The organism is Polyangium sorediatum (assembly GCF_029946465.1).
GTDB lineage: Bacteria > Myxococcota_A > Polyangia > Polyangiales > Polyangiaceae > Polyangium > Polyangium fumosum.
Genome location: NZ_JARZHI010000064.1, coordinates 17,028 through 36,905, shown reverse-complemented (window position 1 = coordinate 36,905; position 19,878 = coordinate 17,028). Strand labels below are relative to the sequence as shown.

Annotated in this window: 19 protein-coding genes; 17 read left to right on the top strand and 2 right to left on the bottom strand. The window is 67.2% G+C overall.

Going from position 1 to position 19,878, the window contains the following annotated elements; genetic code table 11:
* Positions 1 to 123 precede the first annotated feature (123 nt).
* The gene (locus QHF89_RS39790) at positions 124 to 468 is read right to left on the bottom strand and encodes a helix-turn-helix domain-containing protein (RefSeq protein WP_136929186.1); all 345 of its coding nucleotides are present in this window, start codon (positions 466 to 468) and stop codon (positions 124 to 126) included.
* Positions 469 to 755: 287 nt separating this feature from the next.
* Here QHF89_RS39790 and QHF89_RS39785 point away from each other — a divergent pair, with 287 nt between their 5' ends.
* From QHF89_RS39785 to QHF89_RS39775, 3 genes are all read left to right on the top strand, one after another.
* Positions 756 to 1,178 (top strand): SpoIIAA family protein, encoded by a 423-nt coding sequence (locus QHF89_RS39785; protein ID WP_136971621.1) that lies wholly within the window; start codon positions 756 to 758, stop codon positions 1,176 to 1,178.
* A gap of 151 nt (positions 1,179 to 1,329) precedes the next feature.
* Complete coding sequence (locus tag QHF89_RS39780) at positions 1,330 to 2,598, top strand: hypothetical protein (protein WP_284721532.1); 1,269 nt, start codon at positions 1,330 to 1,332, stop codon at positions 2,596 to 2,598.
* Positions 2,595 to 3,245 (top strand): solute carrier organic anion transporter, encoded by a 651-nt coding sequence (locus QHF89_RS39775; RefSeq protein WP_136971620.1) that lies wholly within the window; start codon positions 2,595 to 2,597, stop codon positions 3,243 to 3,245. Before QHF89_RS39780 ends, QHF89_RS39775 begins: the two co-directional genes overlap by 4 nt.
* Positions 3,246 to 3,257: 12 nt before the next feature.
* Here QHF89_RS39775 and QHF89_RS39770 read toward each other — a convergent pair whose 3' ends face one another.
* Entirely contained in the window at positions 3,258 to 3,965 is a 708-nt protein-coding gene (locus QHF89_RS39770; RefSeq protein ID WP_136971619.1) for a hypothetical protein, read from the bottom strand.
* 128 nt (positions 3,966 to 4,093) lie between these two features.
* On the opposite strand from QHF89_RS39770, the gene QHF89_RS39765 reads away from it, so the two are divergent.
* The 14 genes from QHF89_RS39765 to QHF89_RS39700 all read left to right on the top strand — a co-directional run bounded on the left by QHF89_RS39765 (position 4,094) and on the right by QHF89_RS39700 (position 19,878).
* The gene (locus tag QHF89_RS39765) at positions 4,094 to 4,921 is read left to right on the top strand and encodes a hypothetical protein (RefSeq protein ID WP_136971618.1); all 828 of its coding nucleotides are present in this window, start codon (positions 4,094 to 4,096) and stop codon (positions 4,919 to 4,921) included.
* 317 nt (positions 4,922 to 5,238) lie between these two features.
* Positions 5,239 to 6,069, top strand: a complete 831-nt coding sequence (locus tag QHF89_RS39760) for a hypothetical protein (RefSeq protein WP_136971617.1) — start codon at positions 5,239 to 5,241, stop codon at positions 6,067 to 6,069.
* 104 nt (positions 6,070 to 6,173) lie between these two features.
* Positions 6,174 to 7,607, top strand: coding sequence for an NADP-dependent phosphogluconate dehydrogenase (gene gndA / locus QHF89_RS39755; RefSeq protein WP_136971616.1), 1,434 nt, complete (start codon positions 6,174 to 6,176; stop codon positions 7,605 to 7,607).
* Between the two features lie 207 nt (positions 7,608 to 7,814).
* Positions 7,815 to 8,462, top strand: a complete 648-nt coding sequence (locus tag QHF89_RS39750; protein ID WP_136929180.1) for a cytochrome c3 family protein — start codon at positions 7,815 to 7,817, stop codon at positions 8,460 to 8,462.
* A 10-nt stretch (positions 8,463 to 8,472) separates the two neighbouring features.
* The gene (locus QHF89_RS39745; protein WP_136971615.1) at positions 8,473 to 11,520 is read left to right on the top strand and encodes a TAT-variant-translocated molybdopterin oxidoreductase; all 3,048 of its coding nucleotides are present in this window, start codon (positions 8,473 to 8,475) and stop codon (positions 11,518 to 11,520) included.
* Position 11,521: 1 nt separating this feature from the next.
* Positions 11,522 to 12,871: an NrfD/PsrC family molybdoenzyme membrane anchor subunit gene (gene nrfD, locus QHF89_RS39740; protein ID WP_136971614.1), complete on the top strand. Its 1,350-nt coding sequence runs from the start codon at positions 11,522 to 11,524 to the stop codon at positions 12,869 to 12,871.
* Between the two features lies 1 nt (position 12,872).
* Positions 12,873 to 13,469: a DUF3341 domain-containing protein gene (locus tag QHF89_RS39735; protein ID WP_136971613.1), complete on the top strand. Its 597-nt coding sequence runs from the start codon at positions 12,873 to 12,875 to the stop codon at positions 13,467 to 13,469.
* Positions 13,466 to 14,080, top strand: coding sequence for a c-type cytochrome (locus QHF89_RS39730; RefSeq protein WP_136971612.1), 615 nt, complete (start codon positions 13,466 to 13,468; stop codon positions 14,078 to 14,080). The genes QHF89_RS39735 and QHF89_RS39730 overlap by 4 nt, the downstream gene beginning before the upstream one ends.
* On the top strand, positions 14,077 to 15,261 hold the full coding sequence (locus QHF89_RS39725) for a hypothetical protein (RefSeq protein ID WP_136971611.1): 1,185 nt from the start codon (positions 14,077 to 14,079) through the stop codon (positions 15,259 to 15,261). Before QHF89_RS39730 ends, QHF89_RS39725 begins: the two co-directional genes overlap by 4 nt.
* Position 15,262: 1 nt before the next feature.
* On the top strand, positions 15,263 to 15,643 hold the full coding sequence (locus tag QHF89_RS39720; RefSeq protein WP_136971610.1) for a hypothetical protein: 381 nt from the start codon (positions 15,263 to 15,265) through the stop codon (positions 15,641 to 15,643).
* A gap of 75 nt (positions 15,644 to 15,718) precedes the next feature.
* Positions 15,719 to 16,516, top strand: coding sequence for an SCO family protein (locus QHF89_RS39715; protein WP_136971609.1), 798 nt, complete (start codon positions 15,719 to 15,721; stop codon positions 16,514 to 16,516).
* On the top strand, positions 16,513 to 17,604 hold the full coding sequence (gene coxB / locus QHF89_RS39710) for a cytochrome c oxidase subunit II (protein ID WP_136971608.1): 1,092 nt from the start codon (positions 16,513 to 16,515) through the stop codon (positions 17,602 to 17,604). The genes QHF89_RS39715 and coxB overlap by 4 nt, the downstream gene beginning before the upstream one ends.
* A complete protein-coding gene (locus QHF89_RS39705; RefSeq protein WP_136971607.1) occupies positions 17,601 to 19,268 on the top strand; it encodes a cytochrome c oxidase subunit I in 1,668 nt (555 codons plus the stop codon). The genes coxB and QHF89_RS39705 overlap by 4 nt, the downstream gene beginning before the upstream one ends.
* Positions 19,246 to 19,878 carry a cytochrome c oxidase subunit 3 family protein gene (locus tag QHF89_RS39700; protein WP_284721531.1) on the top strand — a complete coding sequence of 211 codons (633 nt, stop codon included), beginning with the start codon at positions 19,246 to 19,248 and terminating at the stop codon, positions 19,876 to 19,878. Before QHF89_RS39705 ends, QHF89_RS39700 begins: the two co-directional genes overlap by 23 nt.

Below are 19,878 nucleotides of genomic sequence, written 5' to 3'. Positions count from 1 at the left end.
CTACTATGCACGTCCTCGGACGCACGGAGAACCGAAAAATGGTCCTCGATCGGACGTACTTCGTCCGACCGCGCCCGGCGCGCCATGACGCGGCGCGCGGGGCGCGGTCGGACGAATCTCGTCCTAGCTCCGCTTGACGCGGACGCCGGTCTCTTCCTGGATCCGGCGGCGGATCTTGCGCACCTCGGCGTTCGACATCTCGCGGAGCAGCTCCGCCGTCTTCGCGCGCTCGTCGTCCGCGGCGAACGTGAGCAGGTAGAGCGGGGGCACGCCGAAGCCGAAGGCGAGCCGCTCGATCGTCTGGATCGTGATCGCAGCGAGCCCGTGCTCGACGCTCGAGAGGTGGCCCTTCGACAGATAACAGGCGTCGGCGAGCTTTCCGAGCGAAAGACCGCGCTCCTTGCGCAGCTCGCGGATACGGGTGCCAACCTTCAGTGCAAACGGCTCGGGAACGGTTCGTCGCGGCATGATGATGTGGTTCTCGGGTCGATCCGAAAAAGGATCCCCGACCGGCCCTCCTGTGCCGGGATCTCGAGGTTTCACGAGGGCGTCCGTCCGCCCTCGATCCGAAAGACGTGATCGCGAGATCGGGCGCGCCGGCGACATCTCCGCGCCGCGCCGAACCCATCGAACACGTCCATCTTGCACCCATTGGACGAACTCGTCACGCGCGAATTGCAGGCGGTAGGACATTGTTGGTCATGGGTTCGCCCCTCCTTCCATGACCACGCGCCAGCGTGTAACCTCGTTCCAACGTGGCGAACATCGATGCCGCCTTCGTGAGGATGGGGGCGCATGCGTCCAAACGGGAAGGGGCGATCCTCATCGTGCGCTGGACCGGCGAGGTCACCCTCGACGACATGAAGGCGTTCTACGACCGCATCGACGAGATGAGCCAGGACGAGCCCCACGTCTATTGCCTCTTCGACAGCGCGCACTCGCTCGCGGTCACCCGCGAAGCGCGCGTATGGGCCGTCCGCGAGGCCAAGGGCGCCAAGGCGGTCCGCGGCATCGCCGTCATCGGGGCCTCCTTCTCCATCCGGATCCTCGGGACGATGCTGAACCGCGCGACGAACGCCATCCTGCGGCACGGCGTGCCGCTCGCGTTCTTCGATACCGCGGAGGAAGGCCGCGCCTACCTCGAAGCAGAGCGGAAGCGGCACGCGGCCCTCCGCTGATTTCGATATCTCCGCATTCGTTCGCGGCTCGGCTCGACCTCCCGGCAGTTGACGATCGGGGGGGCTCGACCGGAGGTTTCCCGTGGGGGCGGCGTAGCGGCCCGGAGGATCATGGCTCCTCCGGCTCGGCCTCGCGCCCCGGGAGGCCATCGTGGGGGAGCCGAGCGGCGCGCCGCCGCGCGGAGAGGATACATCCGCGCCGAGGCCGGAAAGCACCATTCGCATTGAATCGATCCGCGTCGATTCCGATCACGGCACGCTCCGCGGCTGCGACGAGCCGAGCGGCTGGCGCTGGTCCGATCGCGCCTGCCCCGAGCCCGAATGGACGGCCGCATCCCGCGTCCCGGTGAGCCATACGCTCGGCGAAAAGGTCCACCTCGCGCTCACCCTCGAGACCACCGCGGCGACGCCCGTCCCCGTCCCCCTGAAGGGCGAGGGGCCGGGAGGGATCCTGTTTCGACAAACCATTCCGGTCTCTCCCGGCACGTCCTCGGTCACCCTCGTCTCCGACCTTCCGCTGCCGCGCAAGCTCGACGATCTCTCGTTCGACGTGCGCTGGTCCGCGTCCGAATCCACGTCCGTCGTGCCTGCCGTCACCTCCCTGCCCCTGCTGATCACGCTGGGGCCGCCGCGATCCGAGCCCTTGGCGCCCTACAAGGAGGATGGGGCGACGCCGCGGAGGGTGGCGAAGGCCGTGGAATGGGCGAAGCGGGCGAACAGCCTGGATCCGCATGCGATCGTCGAGAGCTTCCTGCGCCGATTCCCGTATTACGCGCTCCTCCCGAACCCCGACGTGCCCGCGGTCTACGACCACCCGCGTTATTTCAACGACGTCGGCGGCGCCTGGCCGATGGTCGAGTACGTCGCCGCCTCCGGTGAATGCCAGGCCATCGTGCGTCTCGTCCGCGGCATGCTCGCGCAGATCGGCGCGCCGGGCGAGGCGCGCATGCTCGTCGTGTGGGCCGATCCGGACCAGGGCGGCGGCGAAAAGCCCCTCGTCGACGACTGGGAACGAAACCCCCGCGCGGGTTTGTCGAAGACGAGGGTCGTCGACGGCAAGCGCCTCTCCGCCGCGCTCGTGGACGGCCCCGTCGTGGAAGGCAAGAGCTACCCACCCTCGCATACCCGCCTGCCCGACGGCAGCGTGAGCCCCGGCCTCAACCGGTACGAGGCTTGCCTCGAATTCTCGCACGGTGGCATGACCCGCTATTATTGCGGCGGCGTCGGCGTCCTCTCCTCCAAGCACGACATCCTCAAGGTCTTCTGGGGCCTCGTATGGGTCGAGTTCCTCCCGGACGAGGGCTTTCGGGTCGAGAAGATCGTGCGGCGTTACCGGGGCGGCGAGGCGCCGCCCGAGGCCGTGTCCGGGCGCCACCCCATTCGCTCCTTTCTCCGTCGTTTCGCGAGGCGATTTGCATGAAATGGCTCGACGACATCAAAACCGCGCAATCCGAGGGCTTCGACGATCTCGACGGCCGCGACGACCTGCCCGGCCAGGCGCTCGCCGAATCGAGGCATTGGGCCCGCACCCTGTTTGCCCAAGGAAAAAGCCCCTACGACGCCGCCTGCCCCGTCCGGCGCAAGGTCCACCACGCCACGAAGGCCGCGCCCGATTTCCTGCGCCACGAATACGAGGTCGACGGCCTCCGCCTCTCGATCGTCGAGGGCCGCTCGTTCGCGCTCGTCCTCCTCGCGCGGTCGAGCCTCGACGTCCTCGCGCTCCCCAAGGACGAGCGCGCCGCGGCCATCTCGCGGGTCGCCGCGGCCCTCTTCCACCCCGTCTGCGTCTCCGGCGGCGTCTGCTTCCGTTTTCCCGCGCGTATCGAAGAGGGGACGTTTTTCTCCACGAACCCCGACCTCGACCCGCGTCTCCTCGGCGCCTGGCAGGATCGCCTCGACGCCGGGATTCATTGCGGCGAGCTCGTCTTCCTCGCCTACAAGCGTCTGCCCTGGATGGTCGGCTTCGCCGACCCGTTCGCGTGGCTGCGCGAGGGGGAGGCCATCGATCGAAAGCCGCGCTTCCGTTTCCCCTTCCGGAAGTCGGGCGCGAAGCGCAAGCGCCGCTGATCGTCTATGACGTCAGGGGTCGAGGAGCGAGGGCGCGCGAAGGATCTCCTCCAGAATCGCGTCGGCCTCGCGCGCCACGCCGTCGAGCGCCTGCCCGAGCCGCGCGTGATCGGCTGCGTCGAGCGGCGGGAGCCCGAGCCGCGCCCGCACCCCGGAGACGCGGAGCGCGATCCCCTCGCCGTATTGATATCCCTCGATCCACGGCCCCCGCTCGACCTCCGCGCAGAGCCGCTTCATGCGCGCATCGAACGTGGCGCGTTCCTCCGCGGTTCGCTCGAGCGCGCTGAAATGGTGCATCGTCGCCGCGGGACCGAGATCGCCCTCGACCGCTGAAAACCCTTCTGCCAGGGCCGCGCGTGTCGCCTCGAATCCCGCGCGCCGGAGGAGCGCGCCGTCCAGGCACATCTCCCAGATGACGTGCGCGAGCAGCCCCATTCGTTTCGCGCCGAGGGCCGCCTCCCGCATGCGCGTCGCGACGAGCTTCTCTCCTTCGACGAAGACCCGGTTCTCGTGAAACCAATGGTCGGCCGCCACGTGGTGCCGGATCCCCACGAGCACCTCCGCGAGCCGCCCACCGAGCGGCTCCTCGGCCTCGACGGCGTGGCGTGGCCGCACACGCCTGTCTGCCATTCGCCAGAGGTCCGGCAGCATTGCGCCCGCGCCGACGGCGCGTGAGCCGGTGTGCGCCTCTGCGAGGTGCCTGTGCAGCAGGAAGTTCACCCGTGCAGCCTAGCACGCCTCCGTTCTTGCTTCGGCTTTCCATCACGCCTCCTGCGTGCTAGCCCCTCGTTGCCCGTGCGGCCGGCCTTTGCCGCGACCCGGGCAGGAGACGACCCATGAAACATTTCGTGACTTCCTTGATTGTGCTGGCCCTCGCGGGCGCTGGCTCCCTCATCGGTTGCAGCGACGACTCGAACAATACGACCGGCGGCAACGGCGGCAACGGCGGCGGCGGCGGCGGCGGCGACGTCCTCATCCCCATCGACGACCTCGGCACCGCGACTGCTGACCTGTACTGCGGGCAGGTCTACTCCTGTTGCACCACGGCCGAACAGGACAAGGCGCTCGAGGGGATCACGCCCAAGCCTCAGAACGAGGCCGAGTGCGCGCAGTTCTTCAAGGGCTTCTATGACATGCTCGTGCTCCCGCGCCTGAAGAAGGCCGTCGGGGCGGGCCGCCTGGAATACGACCAATATCTCGCGGCGAGCTGTCTCGCCAAGCTCGATAAATCCTGCTCTGCGATCAACGGCGATCCTTTCGAGGCAGACGCTGAATGCCAGAGCGTCTTTCTCGGCAAGGTGGCCGACGGCGGCGATTGCAGTGGCGATGACGAGTGCGCGAGCGACGACTCCGTGTGCATCGGCGATACCGATACGGAGCTCGGCAAATGCCAGCCGCGTGGCGCGGCCGGGGCGGCGTGCGAGTTCGACGAGGACTGCCTTACCGGTTACTGCAATTTCGCGTCGAGCATGTGCGAGGAGCCGAAGGCCATCGGCGAGGCGTGCAGCGGCTTCGGCGGGTGCAAGGACTCGTATTGTGACAGCATGACGAACGTTTGCACGGCCAAGAAGGCCGACGGCGCGTCCTGCACGGGCCCCGACGAGTGCGAGGGCAACGACTGCGACATGGCGACGAGCACCTGCACCACGCCCGCGCCGATCTGCGACGGCATGTAGACGCCCCTCGACCTCGTCGGCCTCGGGGCGATCGGAGAAACCTCGCCCTCCACATCGAGCGGCATGGTTTTCCCATTGCCGTCGATCGCCGAACACACGCCTGTCTGCCATTCACCAGAGGTCCGGCAGCATTGCGCCCACGCCGGCCGCGCGTGAGCCCGTATGCGCCTTCGCGAGGTGCCTGTGCAGGAGGAAGTTTACCGCTACAGCCTAGCACGCCGTCGTGCCTGCTTCGGCTTTCCATCACACCTCATGCGTGCTAGCCCCTGGTCGCCCGCGAGACCGCGCTCGGCTGCGGCCCGGGCAGGAGATGACCCATGAAACATTTCGTGACTTCCTTGATTGCGCTGGCCCTCGCGGGCGTAGGCTCCCTCATCGGCTGCAGCGACGACTCGAACAATACGACTGGCGGCGGCAACAACAATGGCGGCGGCGCGGTCGCCCTCGACGACCTCGGGACCAAGACGGCCGAATTGTACTGCAGCCTGATCTACTCCTGCTGCACCATGGCCGAGCAGGCCCAAATGTATGAGGAGGTGACCCCCAAGCCCACGAACGAGGCCGAGTGCGTGCAGACCTTCGCGACCTTTTTTGACGGCTTCGTGCTCGGGGAGCAGAAGAAAGCCGTTGCGGCGGGTCGGCTCGGATACGACGGGGAGCTCGTGGCCGAGTGTATCCCCAAGCTGAAGGGGGTCTGCTCCGCGTTCGAGGACGACCTTTTCAAGAATGATGCCGAATGTAGCAAGATCTTCGTCGGCAAGGTCGCCGACGGCGGCGATTGCGCGAACGACGACGAGTGCGCGGGCGCCAGCTCCGTGTGCGTGGGCGATAGCGGCGACAACGAGTTTGGCAAGTGCCAGCCGCGCGGCGCGGTCGGAGCCTCGTGCGACTTCGAGGACGACTGCACCACCGGGTACTGCGACTACTTCACGAACGCGTGCGGAGAGCTGAAGGCCATCGGCGAGGCGTGCACCGGGAGCGATTGCAAGGACTCGTATTGTAACTCCACGACCAGTGTATGCACGGCCAAGAAGGCCGACGGCGCTGCGTGTATGTCGTACGACGAGTGCACGAGCGGGGAGTGCGACACCGAGACGGACACCTGCGTCGTCCCGCCCGTTCCGGCTCCGTTCTGCGACGGCATGTAGACGCCCCTCGCCCTCGTCGCGGAGCCGTCCTCCACCGGAGACACCTCCCGGGCGACCTGCTAGAGTAGCGCCGCCCGGGAGGGAACCCGGAATCGGAGGCGGACATGGAAGCGGCGCAAGCGAAAATCGGCCTCATTGGCCTCGGGGTGATGGGAGAAAACCTCGCCCTCAACATCGAGCGGCATGGTTTTCCCATCGCCGTCTACAACCGCGAACCCCACAAGGTGGACCACCTGCTCGCGACGCGCGCGAAGGGCCTCCGTTTCGTCGGGGCACACAACCCGGCCGAGCTCGCGCGTGCCCTCGAACGTCCGCGCAAGATCATCCTCCTCGTGAAGGCGGGCTCGCCCGTCGATTGGACCGTCGAGCAAATCCGTCCGCACCTCGAACCCGGCGACATCATCATCGACGGCGGCAATTCGTGGTACGAGGACACCGAGCGCCGCCAGCGCGAGCTCGGCGCGTCGGGCATTCGTTTCCTCGGCTCCGGTGTCTCCGGCGGCGAAGAGGGCGCCTTATGGGGCCCCTCGCTCATGCCCGGCGGCGAGCGCGCGGCTTACGAGGAGATCCGGCCGATCTGGGAGGCCATTGCGGCGAAGGTCGACGACGGCCCCTGCGTCACGTACATCGGCCCCGGCGGGTCGGGCCATTTCGTCAAGATGGTCCACAACGGCATCGAATACGGCGACATGCAGCTCATCGCCGAAGCCTATGACATCCTCCACCGCGGCCTCGGCTTCTCCGCCGATCGCCTCGCTGAGGTCTTCGCCCGCTGGAACGAGGGCGTCCTCTCCTCGTTCCTCATCGAGATCACTGCGAAAATTTTCCGCGCCAAGGACCCCGAGACGGGCGCGCCGCTCGTCGACCTCATCCTCGACAAGGCGGGCCAGAAGGGCACGGGCCTCTGGACCTCCAAGGTCGCGCTCGACCTCGGCGTCGCCATTCCCACGATCGACGCCGCCATCATGGCGCGCCTCCTCTCGGGCCGGAACAACGAGCGCATCGAGGCCGCGAGGATCCTCGAAGGCCCCCGGGCCGGCGCGTTCCAGGGCGACGAAAACGAGATCGTCGCGGCCGTGCACGACGCTTTGTATGCCGCGAAGATCTGCTCGTACGCGCAGGGAATGGCCCTCCTCCGCGCCGCCTCGGACACCTTCCACTGGGACCTGCCGCTCGGCGAGATCGCGCGCATCTGGAAGGGCGGCTGCATCATCCGCGCCCAGTTCCTCGACGGCATTCGCGAGGCGTACGCGAAGCGCGCCGATCTGCCGAACCTGCTCCTCGACGATCGGTTCCGCGAGGCCATGGCGAAGTCGCAGCCGGGCTTCCGCAAGGCCGTCGCGTTCGCGCAGGGCCTCGGCATTCCTTGCCTCGCGTTCTCGTCGAGCCTCGCCTATTACGACAGCTACCGCTCGTCGCGCCTCCCGCAGAACCTGACCCAGGCCCAGCGCGATTATTTCGGCGCCCATACCTACGAGCGCATCGACAAACCCGAGCTCGGCGCCGTGCACACCGACTGGCCCTCCCTCGTCGGCTGAGACGGCGATCGGGGTTTTCCCCGCGTCCGTCCGTTCGTCCCGCCGCTCGCTTTCGCTCCTCCCCGCTCGCCCGCCTGCCTGCTCGCTCCCCATAGCGGCCGCTCGGCTGCCTCGGAAGGCAGCAACGTCGCCCCCTCGATTCCCATCGAATGCTGCTGGATGCGCCCGCGGCGCGCTCGCCGTGCGGACGTCCGAGAAGGCACGAGGATGGCGGCTCTCTTTCGTCCCTGGACCAATACGGCCTTCCGGATCGCGCTCATCGGCCTCGTGGGCGGCGCCGGCGCGCTCCTCGTCACGCCCATGATCTGGGTGCGCACGCCGAACTGGCGAAGGCAGTTCGATCAGGTCGACCAGCCGGTCGAGTTCGATCACCGGCACCACGTGCAGGACGACGGGATCGATTGCCTCTTCTGTCACAGGGAGGCGACCGTATCCTCCACGGCCGGCATCCCCTCGACCGACCTCTGCATGGGTTGCCACAACCAGGTCTGGAACAAGAGCCCCATGCTCGAGCCCGTCCGGCGGAGCTACTTCTCGGGTTTGCCCATTCCGTGGAATCGCGTCCACGACGTCCCCGATTTCGTCTACTTCAACCACGCGATCCACATCAACAAGGGCGTCGGGTGCGTCAGTTGCCACGGGCGCGTCGACGAGATGGGCCGCGTCTTCCAGGTCGCCGATCTGAGCATGAAGTGGTGCCTCGATTGCCACAGGCAGCCGGAGAAGCACGTCCGGCCGCTCGATCGCGTCACCGACATGACTTGGAGGGCCGCGGATCAAAGCACCCTCGGGCCCTACCTGGTCCGCGAATACGGCGTTCGAAGCGTCACCAACTGTTCGGCCTGCCATCGATAGGAGAGCACCTTTGGGCAACGACGTACGCGCGCTCTGGGAGAAGATCCTCGCAGGCAAGACGGGCCGCGACTACTGGCGCAGCCTCGCCGAGCTCGTCGCCGAGGGGGCGCCTCCGGAGGACAGGCAAAGGGAGTTTCCCGAGGGAGCGGACGAGCGTCCGGACGAACCTTCGCGCAGGAGCTTCCTGAAGCTCCTCGGCGCCAGCATGGCGCTCGCGGGCGTCACGGGGTGCGTCAAGGATCCCGTCGAGAAGATCCTGCCGTACACGATCCGTCCGCCCGAGGTCACGCCGGGTCTGTCCAAGTATTACGCGACGAGCATGACCCTCGACGGACTCGCGACGGGCCTGCTCGTCGCGAGCCGCGAAGGGCGGCCCCTCAAGATCGAGGGCAACCCCGAGCATCCGGCCAGCCTCGGCGCGGCGGGCGTCCTCGAGCAAGCGTCCATCCTCGGGCTTTACGATCCCCACCGCGCGCGGGCCATCACGCGCCTCGGCGCGCTGCAATCGTGGGATGCGCTCGCGACGGAGCTCGCACGTCCACGCACCGATCGGGGGGCCGGGCTCCGCATTCTGATCGAGCCCACGGCGTCGCCGCTCCTCGGGAGCCTGCTCGGCCGTCTCCTCGCGGCCTATCCGGCCGCCCGTATCACCGTGCATTCGGCGATCGACACGGGCGCTGCGGCGCAAGGGTCCACGCTCGCCTTTGGCCGCCCGCTCGTCCCGCAGCTCGACCTCCGGAACGCCTCGGTCATCGTCTCGCTCGATTCGGATTTCCTCGACGGGCAGGGCATGCATTTGCGGCATTCACGCCATTTCGCCGAGCGTCGCCGCCCGGGGTGGCCCGAGCCCTCGATGAACCGGCTCTACGTCGTCGAGAGCCTGCCGAGCTGCACGGGCACCGTCGCGGATCACAAGCTCCGCCGGCGATCGAGCGAGATTGGCACGTTCGCCGCCGCCCTCGCGGCCGAGATCCTCCTCGGCGGCAAGCCGCCCAAGGCGGTTTCGCCCGAGATCGTCACGGCGCTCCGCCCCTTCCTCGGCCGTGAGGAGCGCGCCCTCGTCGGCGCGATTGCGAGGGACCTCGTCCGCGCGGGCCCCGGCGGCCTCGTCGTCGTCGGCGAGCGGCAACCCGCGCCCGTCCATGCCCTGGGCGCGCTCATGAATGCCGTCCTCGGCGCCTCCGGCTCCACGGTCTCGATGACCGAGCCCATTCTCTGGAATCCCGGCACGGCCGGGCAGGACCTCGCCGCGCTCGTCGCCGACATGCGCGCTGGCGTCGTCGACACGCTCGTCATCCTGGGGAGCAACCCTGTGTACACCGCGCCGGGGGACCTCGATTTCGCCGCTGCGCTCGGTCATGTCCGGCAGAGTTTTTCCCTCGGCCTTCATAGGGACGAGACCGGCGCGCAGACGACCTGGTTCGTCCCGGAGGCACATTACCTCGAAGCCTGGGGCGACGGCCGCGCGGGGGACGGCACCGCCTCCGTCGTGCAGCCGCTCATCCGCCCGCTCTTCGGCGGGCGCGCGGCGTCCGAGATCCTCGCGGCCATGCTCGGGGACACGTACCCGAGCGCGCACGCCCTCGTGCGTGACCAATGGCGGACGATGCTCGGCGAGGCCGATTTCGAGGCGCAGTGGGAGGCGACCTTGCGCCGTGGCTCGTTGCCCGGCTCCGAGGCCCCGCGGGTCCAGGCCGAAATCACGCCGCCCGGAATCGTCGCCGCCCTCGCGACCCTCGCTGCCGTGCCCGCGCTCGCGCCCGGTCGGTACGAGCTCGGGTTTTACACCGATCCGAAAGTGCACGACGGCCGGTTCGCGAACAACCCTTGGCTCCAGGAATTGCCCGATCCCACGACGAAGATCACCTGGGACAACGCCGCGCTCATGAGCGTCCGCACGGCGAGCGAGCTCGGCGTCGCGAATGATGACCTCGTCGAAATCACCTTGCCCGGGTTCGATCCGACGATGCAGGTGATCACGACGAGCCCGCCGCCGGCCACGACCGTCGTCTTGCCGGTGTTCGTGATGGCGGGTCACGCCGATCGGGCCATCTCCTTGCGCCTCGGGTATGGCCGCGGCCCGGGATTGCCCGTCGCCGAGGGGGTCGGGAAAAACGTCCAGCCCCTCCGCCAAAAGGGCCGCTCGTTCCTCGACGGCGCGTCCCTCCGGCCCACGGGCGAGAAACACGTCCTCGCGCAGACGCAAAAACACTGGGAGCTCCACGACCGGCCGATCGCCCTGTCCGCGACCCTCGAAGCCTACCGCGACACCCCCGGGTTCACCCGCGGGCAGAAGGGCCCCGTCCTCTCGATCTTGCCCCCGGTCGAGTTCAAGGGCGAGCAGTGGGCGATGAGCATCGACATGTCGATCTGCACGGGCTGCAGCGCGTGCGTCGTCGCTTGCCAGGCCGAGAACAACATCCCCGTCGTGGGCAGGGAGGGCGTCCTCCGCAGCCGCGAAATGCATTGGCTCCGGATCGACACCTATCACACGGGCGAGGTCGACGCGCCGGAGGTCCTGCACCAGCCGATGTTGTGCCAGCACTGCGAAAAGGCGCCCTGTGAGTACGTCTGTCCGGTGAACGCCACCGTCCACAGCCCCGACGGCCTCAACGAGATGGTCTACAACCGCTGCATCGGCACGCGGTTCTGCTCGAACAACTGCCCCTACAAGGTGCGGCGGTTCAACTGGTTCGACTGGATCGAGGAGAAGCCCGGCTACAACGCCGACATCCGTACGCTCCAGAAAAACCCCGACGTCACGGTCCGCGAGCGCGGCGTGATGGAGAAGTGCACCTTCTGCGTGCAGCGCATCCGGCGCGCCGAGATCGACGCGAGCATCGAGCGCCGCGCCATTCGCCCGGGCGAGGTCACGACGGCTTGTGAAGCCGCGTGCCCGACGCGCGCCATCCGGTTCGGCTCGCTCGTGCACAAGGAGACCGACATGGTCCGCTGGCGCGACGAGCCGCGCAGCTTCAGCGTCTTGCACGAGCTCGGCACGATTCCTCGCATTCGATACCTCGCCATGATCAAGAACCCGAACCCGGAGGTGGGTTGATATGGCCACGGAGCCGGTCTTCATCGGGCGCCCCACGGACGCCGAGCTCTCCGACCAGCTCCTCTCGACCGCGTGGCGGCCGTGGAGAAGGCTCGGGAAAATCGGCTTCCTCGTCGCCATCCTCGGCACGTTGTCCCTCTTTACCGGGATCACGCTCACCGTGATGTACGGCATTGGGATGTGGGGGAACAACATCCCGGTCGGCTGGGGGTTCGGCATCATCAACTTCGTCTGGTGGGTCGGTATCGGCCACGCCGGCACCTTCATTTCGGCCGTGCTCCTGCTCTTCGAGCAGAAATGGCGCACGAGCATCAACCGCTTCGCCGAGGCGATGACGCTCTTCGCCGTGCTCCAGGCCGCGATGTTCCCGGTCCTCCACCTCGGGCGGCCGTGGTTTGCCTACTGGATTTTCCCGTATCCCTCCACGATGGCCGTCTGGCCGCAATTCAAGAGCGCGCTCCCCTGGGACGCGGCGGCCATCTCGACGTATTTCACGGTCTCGCTCGTCTTCTGGTACACGGGCCTCATCCCGGATCTCGCGGCCGCGCGGGATCGCGCGCCCACGCGGGCGAAGCGTTTCCTCTACGGCATCTTCGCGCTCGGGTTCACCGGCGCGTCGAGCTCCTATCGCCATTACCGCGTCGTGTATGGCCTGCTCGCGGGCATCTCCACGCCGCTCGTGCTCTCCGTGCACTCGATCGTGAGCTCGGACTTCGCGATCACGCTCGTGCCCGGCTGGCACTCCACCATCTTCCCGCCATTCTTCGTCGCTGGCGCCATCTTCTCGGGGTTCGCCATGGTGCTCACCCTGGTGATCCCGGTGCGCAGCCTGTTCCGGCTGGAGAATGTCATCACGAAGAGGCACCTCGACAACCTCGCCAAGATGGTCCTCGTGACGTGCTGGGTCGTCACGTATTCGTACATCCTCGAATTCTTCATCGCGTGGTACAGCGGCGACGAGTACGAGATCTACCAGTTCTTCGAGGCGCGCCCGTTCGGGCCCTGGGCCTGGATCTTCTGGATGATGATCATCTGCAATGCGGTCGTCCCGCAGATCTTCTGGTCCAGGAAGGCGCGGACGAACCTCGGCGTGCTCTGGGCCGTCTCGCTCCTCGTCAACGTCGGCATGTGGGCCGAGCGCTTCGTGATCATCGTCATGGGCCTGCAGCGCGATTACCTGCCCTCGGCCTGGGACGTCTTCGTCCCGACGTACGTCGACTGGGCCATTTTCCTCGGGACCATGGGGTTCTTCCTGCTGCTCTTCCTGCTCTTCTTGCGCTTCGTCCCGTTCGTTCCGCTCGCCGAGGTGAAGGAGCTCAAGCACGAACTCTCGCACGAGGAGGGACATTAAAATGCGCAGGACGCGACAGGGCGGGATCGTGGGCGCGTTCGATACGCCCGAGGCGATCATCCGGGCGGCCCACGAGCTGCGCAAATCGGGCTACCGCAGGCTCGAAGGGTACACGCCCTATCCCCTCCTCGACCTCGAACGGGCCATCGGGCGCGGGCGCTCGCGCATCGGGTTCGTGGTGTTCCCGTTCGCCATCGCGGCGGCGGCCGTCGCCTACCTCGTGCAATGGTGGACGAACGCCGTCAATTACCCCCTGAACTCCGGCGGAAGGCCCGCGCACGCGCCGCCCGCCTTCGTCCCCGCCACGTTCGAGATGGCCGTGCTCTTTTCGGCGCTCTCGGCCTGCGTCATCCTCGCCGTCTGGTCGGGCCTGCCGGCCCTCTGGCAGCCGATCTTCGAGGTGCCCGGCTTCGACCGCGCCAGCATCGACAAGTTTTTCCTGGCCATCTCCGACCGCGACCCCGCCTTCGACCGCGAGGCGACCGCGCGCAGGCTCACGGAGCTCGGCGCGACCCGCATCGAGCTGCTCGGAACGCATCCGGCGACCGACGCGGAGCTCGACGAGCGGCTCAATGGAAAGGGGGGAGAGGAGTCGTGAGACCCATCGATGTGCTCCCGCCCTTGTGCGTCCTCGCCGTGGGCCCTCTCCTCGCGAGCTGCAACAGCTCGGGCACCGAGCGTGATTTCGAGCGCATGGTGAACCAGGCACATTACGGGTATTACCAGGAGACCTCGTTCTTCGAGGATCGCCGCGTCATGCGCGAGCCGCCCCCCGGCACCGTCCCGAACGACCGGCGGCTCGGCCCCTCCGAGATTCTGCACGGAACGGCCTCCGGGAAATTCGTCGAGGCCATTCCGGTGCCGCTCTCGCGGCCGAGGATGGACGAGGGCCGGAAGCGTTTCGAAGTCTTCTGCGCGCCCTGCCACGGCGTGGGCGGCGACGGCGTGAGCGTCGTCGCGCACAACATGGAGCTGCGCAAGCCGCCGAGCCTCGTCGCGGCGCCGGTCCTCGACTACCCCGCGGGGCGCATCTACCAGGCCATTGCCCAGGGCTATGGGCTCATGCCCTCCTATGGCCAGGACTTCAGCGTCGAGGCGCGCTGGGCCATCGTCGCCTACGTGCGCGCGCTCCAGCTTCGTACGAATGGCGTCGCCGTCGACGCGCTGCCCGAGCCCGTCCGCGTGCGGATGCAAAAGGAGCTTCGATGAACCCCGAACCCAGCATATTCACCGGAGGAGGTCGGCTCATCATGGGAGGCGTCCTCGCTTTCCTCGCCGGCGCCATCGCGCTCGTCGTGGGAGGCGCCGCGCACGGGCGGGACGCCTTCTACGCGTACCTCTCGGCCTATACGTGGCTCGTCTCGCTCCTCGTCGGCGGGCTCATTTTCCTGATGATCGTCCACGCGATGGACGCGAAATGGCCCGTCGCCCTCCGGCGCGTCGTCGAGGGCGTCACGGGCGTCCTGCCGCTCGCGGTGATCGGGTTCATCCCCATCGCCATCGGCGTCTCCACGATCTATCCCTGGACGTCGCCGTCGGCGATCGTCGATCACGAGGCCCAGCGGCTCGTCGAGCACAAGCTCCCGTACCTGAACACGCCGTCGTTCTTCGTGCGCGCGTTCCTGTACTTCGGCGTCTGGCTGGGGACCTCGTATTTCCTCCGGCGCTGGTCCTTGCGCGGCGACTGGGCCCCGGAGACCACGGACAAACCGCGGTTTCGCGCGTTCTCGGCGCTCGGGCTGCCTCCGGTCGCGCTCGCGTTCACCTTCGCGGGCTTCGACTGGCTCATGTCCCTGACGCCCACCTGGTATTCGACGATGTTCGGGGTGTACTGGTTCGCCGGCGGATTCCTCGGCGCGATCGCGCTGCTCGTGCTCGCGACCTACGGCCTGCAGCGCGGGGGCATGCTCACCCGGGTCGGCAGCTCTCATTACTACGCGCTCGGCCGGCTCCTGCTCGCGTTCACGATCTTCTGGGCCTACATCGCGTATTTTCAGTTCTTCTTGATCTGGATCGCGAACAAGCCTCACGAGGCGGCATTTTATGCGCCCCGCATGAAGGGCGAATTTGCCTCCCTGAGCATCCTCGTCGCGGCGGGCCGCTTCGTCGTCCCGTTCTTCGCGCTCTTGCCCTACCGGGTCAAGCAGCAGCCGGGCACGCTCGTGCCGATCGCGATCTGGATCCTCGTCATGCACTGGGTCGACATGGAATGGCTCGTCATGCCGTCCGTGCGCGCAGAGGGCCCCGTCGTGCATTGGCTCGACGTGGCCGCGCTCGTCTGCGTCGGCGGGGCCGCGCTCGCGTTCGGCACGTTCCGACTGCGTGGCCGCCCGATCGTCCCGAAAAACGACCCCTCGCTCGAAACCGCCTTCCGCTACGGGAGCGTTTGACATGAGCCATCCCGCAGATCCCAAGCGCCACGGATTCGTGAAGCAAGAGGAGGACGTCCTCCCGCCGCGCCTGATCCTGTATGCCGTCCTCGGTTCCATCGCGTTTTCCCTCGTGCTCTCGGGGATCTCCTACGGCATTCAACGGTCCCGCGAGGCCGCGCTTCGGCCCTCCGGCGTCTATCCCGAGATGAAGCTCGGGCCGATCGAGGAGCGCTCGAACGTGCACGAGGAGCTCTTCTCGAACCTCGGGCAGGGGCAGGTCCTCGAACGCAAGCAACGTCAATCGCTCCAGCAATTCGAATGGCTGGGCGAGGATCACAGGAAAGTGCGGGTCCCGGTGGACGTGGCCATGGACCTCGTCGTGAGCGGCGTGGGTCGCTGACGGCATTGAAGGAGCGCCGCGCCCTCGGGGGGCGACGCTCGGGGGGAGCATTCGGTGAGACGATTCGGCTGGGCCATGGCCCTCTCCATGATGCTCGCGGGCGCGCCGGCGGACGCCGCGGAGGAGACTCGCGCGCTCCCCGTGGCCGCGCAACAGGCGGACGTCGACGAGCGCCTCGGCGGCTTCGTCCCGCGTGATATCGTCCTGCGCGACGAGCGCGGCGAAGACGTGAAGACGGGCGCGCTCCTCGCGGGCGACGTCCCCGTGGTCCTCGTGCTCGCGTATTACCGCTGCCCGATGCTCTGCCCGCTCCTGCTGACGGGCGTCTCGAAGGGCCTCGCGGAGGCGGGATATACGCCCGGCGAAGACTATCGGCTCGTCACGGTCAGCATCGATCCGGAGGACACCCCGACCGACGCCGCGAAGCGCAGGGACGCGCTCGCCGAGAAACTCGGCGCGAAGCCCTCGAATCTCAGGTTCCTCGTGGGGACGGCCGAGGCGACGCGCGCCGTGGCGGACGCCGTGGGCTTCCGGTATGGCTACGACGCCTCGACGGATCAATATGCGCACCCGGCGGTCGTCACCGTGCTCGCGCCGGACGGCCGCATCTCGCGGTACCTCTACGGGCTCGAGCCTTCTTCGCGGGATCTCCGTCTCGCCCTCGTCGAGGCCGCCGCGGGCAAGGTCGGCACGATCGTCGATCGTGTGCTCGTCACCTGTTATCGCTACGACCCGGCGACCCGACGCTATGGCCCGTACATCACCGGGTTTCTCCGGATTGGATCGCTCCTGATTCTCTGCACGGTCGGAACGACCCTGGGCATGTTGTGGCGCCGGGATCGGCGCCGGGGACGAGGGGGTGAGCCCCGATGAACGAGCTACTCCGCACGCTCCTGTTTTTGCCGCGGCAGGCGTCCACCCTCGCCGAGGAGATCGACACGCTCCATTACTTCGTCATCATCATGACGATGGGGGGCGCCTTGCTCGTGACCCTCATTGGCGGGTATTTCCTGGTCCGCTACCGCCGCACGGCCGTCCAGAAAGAGCCCGCGCGGCGCATGCCCGGGACGACGCCCGCGATCTGGCTCGAAGTCGTGGTCGTGGTCGGCCTCTTCGGCATGTTCATCGTCTGGTGGGTGATCGGATTCCGGCAATTCATGGCCATCCGCACCCCGCCGGAGAACACGCTCGAGATCTACGTCACGGGCAAGCAATGGATGTGGAAATTCGCGTATCCCCAAGGCGCGAACTCCATCTCGACGCTCTACGTCCCCGCCGGGCGCCCCGTGAAGCTCGTCCTCGCCTCGCGCGACGTCATTCACAGCTTCTTCGTCCCGGATTTCCGGCTGAAGGAAGACGTGGTCCCGGGGCGGCTCACGACGCTCTGGTTCGAGGCGAAGGAGCCGGGCCGGCATGACATTTTCTGCACCGAGTATTGCGGCGTCAGCCACTCGACCATGCGCGGCGAGGTCATCGTGCTCCCGCAAGAGGAATACGAGCGCTGGCTGCAAGGCCAATCGCCGGGGCCGGCTGTCGCGGGCCCGGTCGACCTGCGCCCGTCCGCCGTCACGGACTACGCGCCGCCGGAGCCCCTGAGCATGGTTCGTCAGGGCGAACGCGCCGCGGCCGAGCACGGCTGTTTGCGCTGCCATACCCTCGACGGCACGCCGCACCTCGGCCCGACCTTTGCGGGCCTCTACGGCACCATGGTTCCGCTCGAAGCGGGGGGCAACGTGAAGGTCGACGAGGCGTACATCACTGAATCGATGATGGATCCGCTCGCGCGTATCCACGCGGGATACCAGCGCATCATGCCGAGTTACCTCGGCCAGATTCGCCCGGCCGAGACGAGCGCCATCATCGAGCTCGTGAAGAGCCTGCGTGACGTGCGCCCGAAGCCCGGTGCGTCGGAGCCCTGGGGCACGGTCACCGTTCCGGAGTTGCGGGAGGGGGGGCAATGAGCCAAGCGACCATCGACGCCGATTCGAAGCCGGATCCGCTCGGCGTCGGCGCGGATCATCCCGATTATCTGCGCGCCGATAGCGGCCTGCGCTCGTGGCTCCTCACGAAGGACCACAAACGCATCGCGCTGATGTTTTACGTGGGCGTGATCCTCTTCCTCGGGCTCGGCGGCATCTTCGCCCTCGTGCTCCGCACGGAGCTGCTCACGCCCGAGCAGACGTTCATCGACGCGAGCACCTACAACCAGATGTTCACGCTCCATGGAATCACCATGGTCTGGTTGTTCATGATCCCGGCCATTCCGACGGTCTTCGGCAACTTCGTCCTGCCGATCATGCTCGGGGCCAAGGACCTCGCGTTCCCGCGCATCAACCTCGCGAGTTTTTACGTCTACGTCCTCAGCGCGCTCATCCTGCTCGGCGCCATGCTCGCGGGCGGCGCGGACACGGGCTGGACGTTTTACGTGCCTTACAGCACGACGTCGCCGACGGCCGTCACCTGGATGGGGATCGGCATCTTCGTGAACGGCATTTCGTCGATCATGACGTCGGTCAATTTCATCGTCACGACGCACACGATGCGCGCGAAGGGCCTGAGCTGGCACCGCATGCCGCTCTTCGTGTGGGCCTCGTACGCGACGAGCATCATCATCCTGTTCGCGACGCCCGTGCTCGGCATGTCGCTCATCCTGCTCGCGCTCGATCATGCGTTCGGCCTGAGCCTCTTCAATCCTCGGTACGGCGGCGACCCGGTGCTCTTCCAGCACCTCTTCTGGTTCTATTCGCACCCGGCCGTGTACATCATGATCCTCCCCTCGTTCGGGGTGATCAGCGAGGTCGTCTGCTCGTTCTCGCACAACCAGCCCGCGAGCTACCGCGCCATCGCGTACTCCTCGCTCGGCATCGCGTTCATCGGCTTCTTCACCTGGGGCCACCATATGTTCGTGGCCGGGCTCAGCGAGTTCGACGCGGGCGTCTTCGGCGCGCTCTCGATGTTCGTCGCGATCTTCTCCGCGATCAAGGTCTTCACCTGGGTCGCGACGATGCGCGGCGGCTCGATCAGCTTCGCCACGCCGATGCTGTATTTCCTGTGGTTCCTCTTCCTGTTCGTGTTCGGCGGGATGACGGGCGTGGCCGTGGCGACGCAATCGCTCGACGTGCACTGGCACGATACGTATTTCGTCGTCGCCCACTTCCACTTCATCATGGTCGGCGGGACGCTCACGTCGTTCCTCGCGGCCGCCCACTACTGGTTCCCCAAGATGTTCGGCAGGCTCTACGACGAGCGTGTCGGCCTCTTGACCTCGGTCGCCGTCTTCATCGGGTTCGTGTTCACGTTCCTGCCGCAGTTCCTCCTCGGCAACGGGGGCATGCCGCGGCGGTATTTCACGTATCCCGAGCGATACCAGTGGCTCAACGTGCTCTCGACGGGCGGCGCCTGGCTGCTCGGGGCGGGGCTGCTCCTCGCGCTCGGCAACCTGCTCATCGCGCTGAAATGGGGCAAGCGCGCCGGCCCGAACCCGTGGGGATCGCGCAGCTTCGAGTGGATCACCGCGTCCCCGCCGTCGAAGCACAACTTCGAGGAGACGCCCGAGATCGAGCGTTCGGCCTACGACTACACGCTCTCCGAGGAGGTGGCCCGTGAGCGCGCAAAGGCTCGTTGAGCAATTCGAGTCCCTCGAAAAGCAGGACCACGCCGCGCGGCTCGCGATGTGGATGTTCCTCGGCAGCGAGACGCTGCTCTTCGGGGCCCTCTTCGCCGCCTACGCGTACTACCGCGGGATGTACCCGGACGAATTCGTCCAGGCCCTCCACCACAACAGCGTGGCGCTCGGGACGACGAACACGGTCGTGCTCATCACGTCGAGCTTCACCGTCGCCCTGGGCGTTCATTTCATTCGCGAGAGCAAGGCCCGCCTCACGGCCGGCCTCTTCCTCGTGTCGACCCTGTTCGGCGCCGTCTTCCTCGTGGTGAAGGGCATCGAGTACAGCCACCACATTCACGAGAACGCGCTCCCGAGCGGGATGTACACGTTCATCGACAAGCCGCCGGCCGGCGTGGTCCTCGGATACACGCTCTACTGGTTCATGACGGCCCTGCACGGCCTGCACGTGATCGCCGGCATGATCATGCTCGCCGTGGTGGCCGTGCTCTGCTTGAAGGGGAGATACGGCGCCCATCGCAACGTCGCCGTCGAGAACGTCGGTCTTTACTGGCACCTCGTCGACGTCGTCTGGATTTTCCTCTGGCCCCTCTTCTACCTCACGGATTGA

What these genes read in the sequence shown, in the direction of transcription:
- QHF89_RS39725 (WP_136971611.1), top strand. Translation starts at nt 14,077, where the DNA reads ATGAACCCCGAACCCAGCATATTCACCGGAGGAGGTCGGCTCATCATG.
- QHF89_RS39790 (WP_136929186.1), bottom strand. Translation starts at nt 468, where the DNA reads ATGCCGCGACGAACCGTTCCCGAGCCGTTTGCACTGAAGGTTGGCACC.
- QHF89_RS39735 (WP_136971613.1), top strand. Translation starts at nt 12,873, where the DNA reads ATGCGCAGGACGCGACAGGGCGGGATCGTGGGCGCGTTCGATACGCCC.
- gndA (WP_136971616.1), top strand. Translation starts at nt 6,174, where the DNA reads ATGGAAGCGGCGCAAGCGAAAATCGGCCTCATTGGCCTCGGGGTGATG.
- QHF89_RS39705 (WP_136971607.1), top strand. Translation starts at nt 17,601, where the DNA reads ATGAGCCAAGCGACCATCGACGCCGATTCGAAGCCGGATCCGCTCGGC.
- QHF89_RS39720 (WP_136971610.1), top strand. Translation starts at nt 15,263, where the DNA reads ATGAGCCATCCCGCAGATCCCAAGCGCCACGGATTCGTGAAGCAAGAG.
- nrfD (WP_136971614.1), top strand. Translation starts at nt 11,522, where the DNA reads ATGGCCACGGAGCCGGTCTTCATCGGGCGCCCCACGGACGCCGAGCTC.
- QHF89_RS39750 (WP_136929180.1), top strand. Translation starts at nt 7,815, where the DNA reads ATGGCGGCTCTCTTTCGTCCCTGGACCAATACGGCCTTCCGGATCGCG.
- QHF89_RS39760 (WP_136971617.1), top strand. Translation starts at nt 5,239, where the DNA reads ATGAAACATTTCGTGACTTCCTTGATTGCGCTGGCCCTCGCGGGCGTA.
- coxB (WP_136971608.1), top strand. Translation starts at nt 16,513, where the DNA reads ATGAACGAGCTACTCCGCACGCTCCTGTTTTTGCCGCGGCAGGCGTCC.
- QHF89_RS39775 (WP_136971620.1), top strand. Translation starts at nt 2,595, where the DNA reads ATGAAATGGCTCGACGACATCAAAACCGCGCAATCCGAGGGCTTCGAC.
- QHF89_RS39715 (WP_136971609.1), top strand. Translation starts at nt 15,719, where the DNA reads ATGGCCCTCTCCATGATGCTCGCGGGCGCGCCGGCGGACGCCGCGGAG.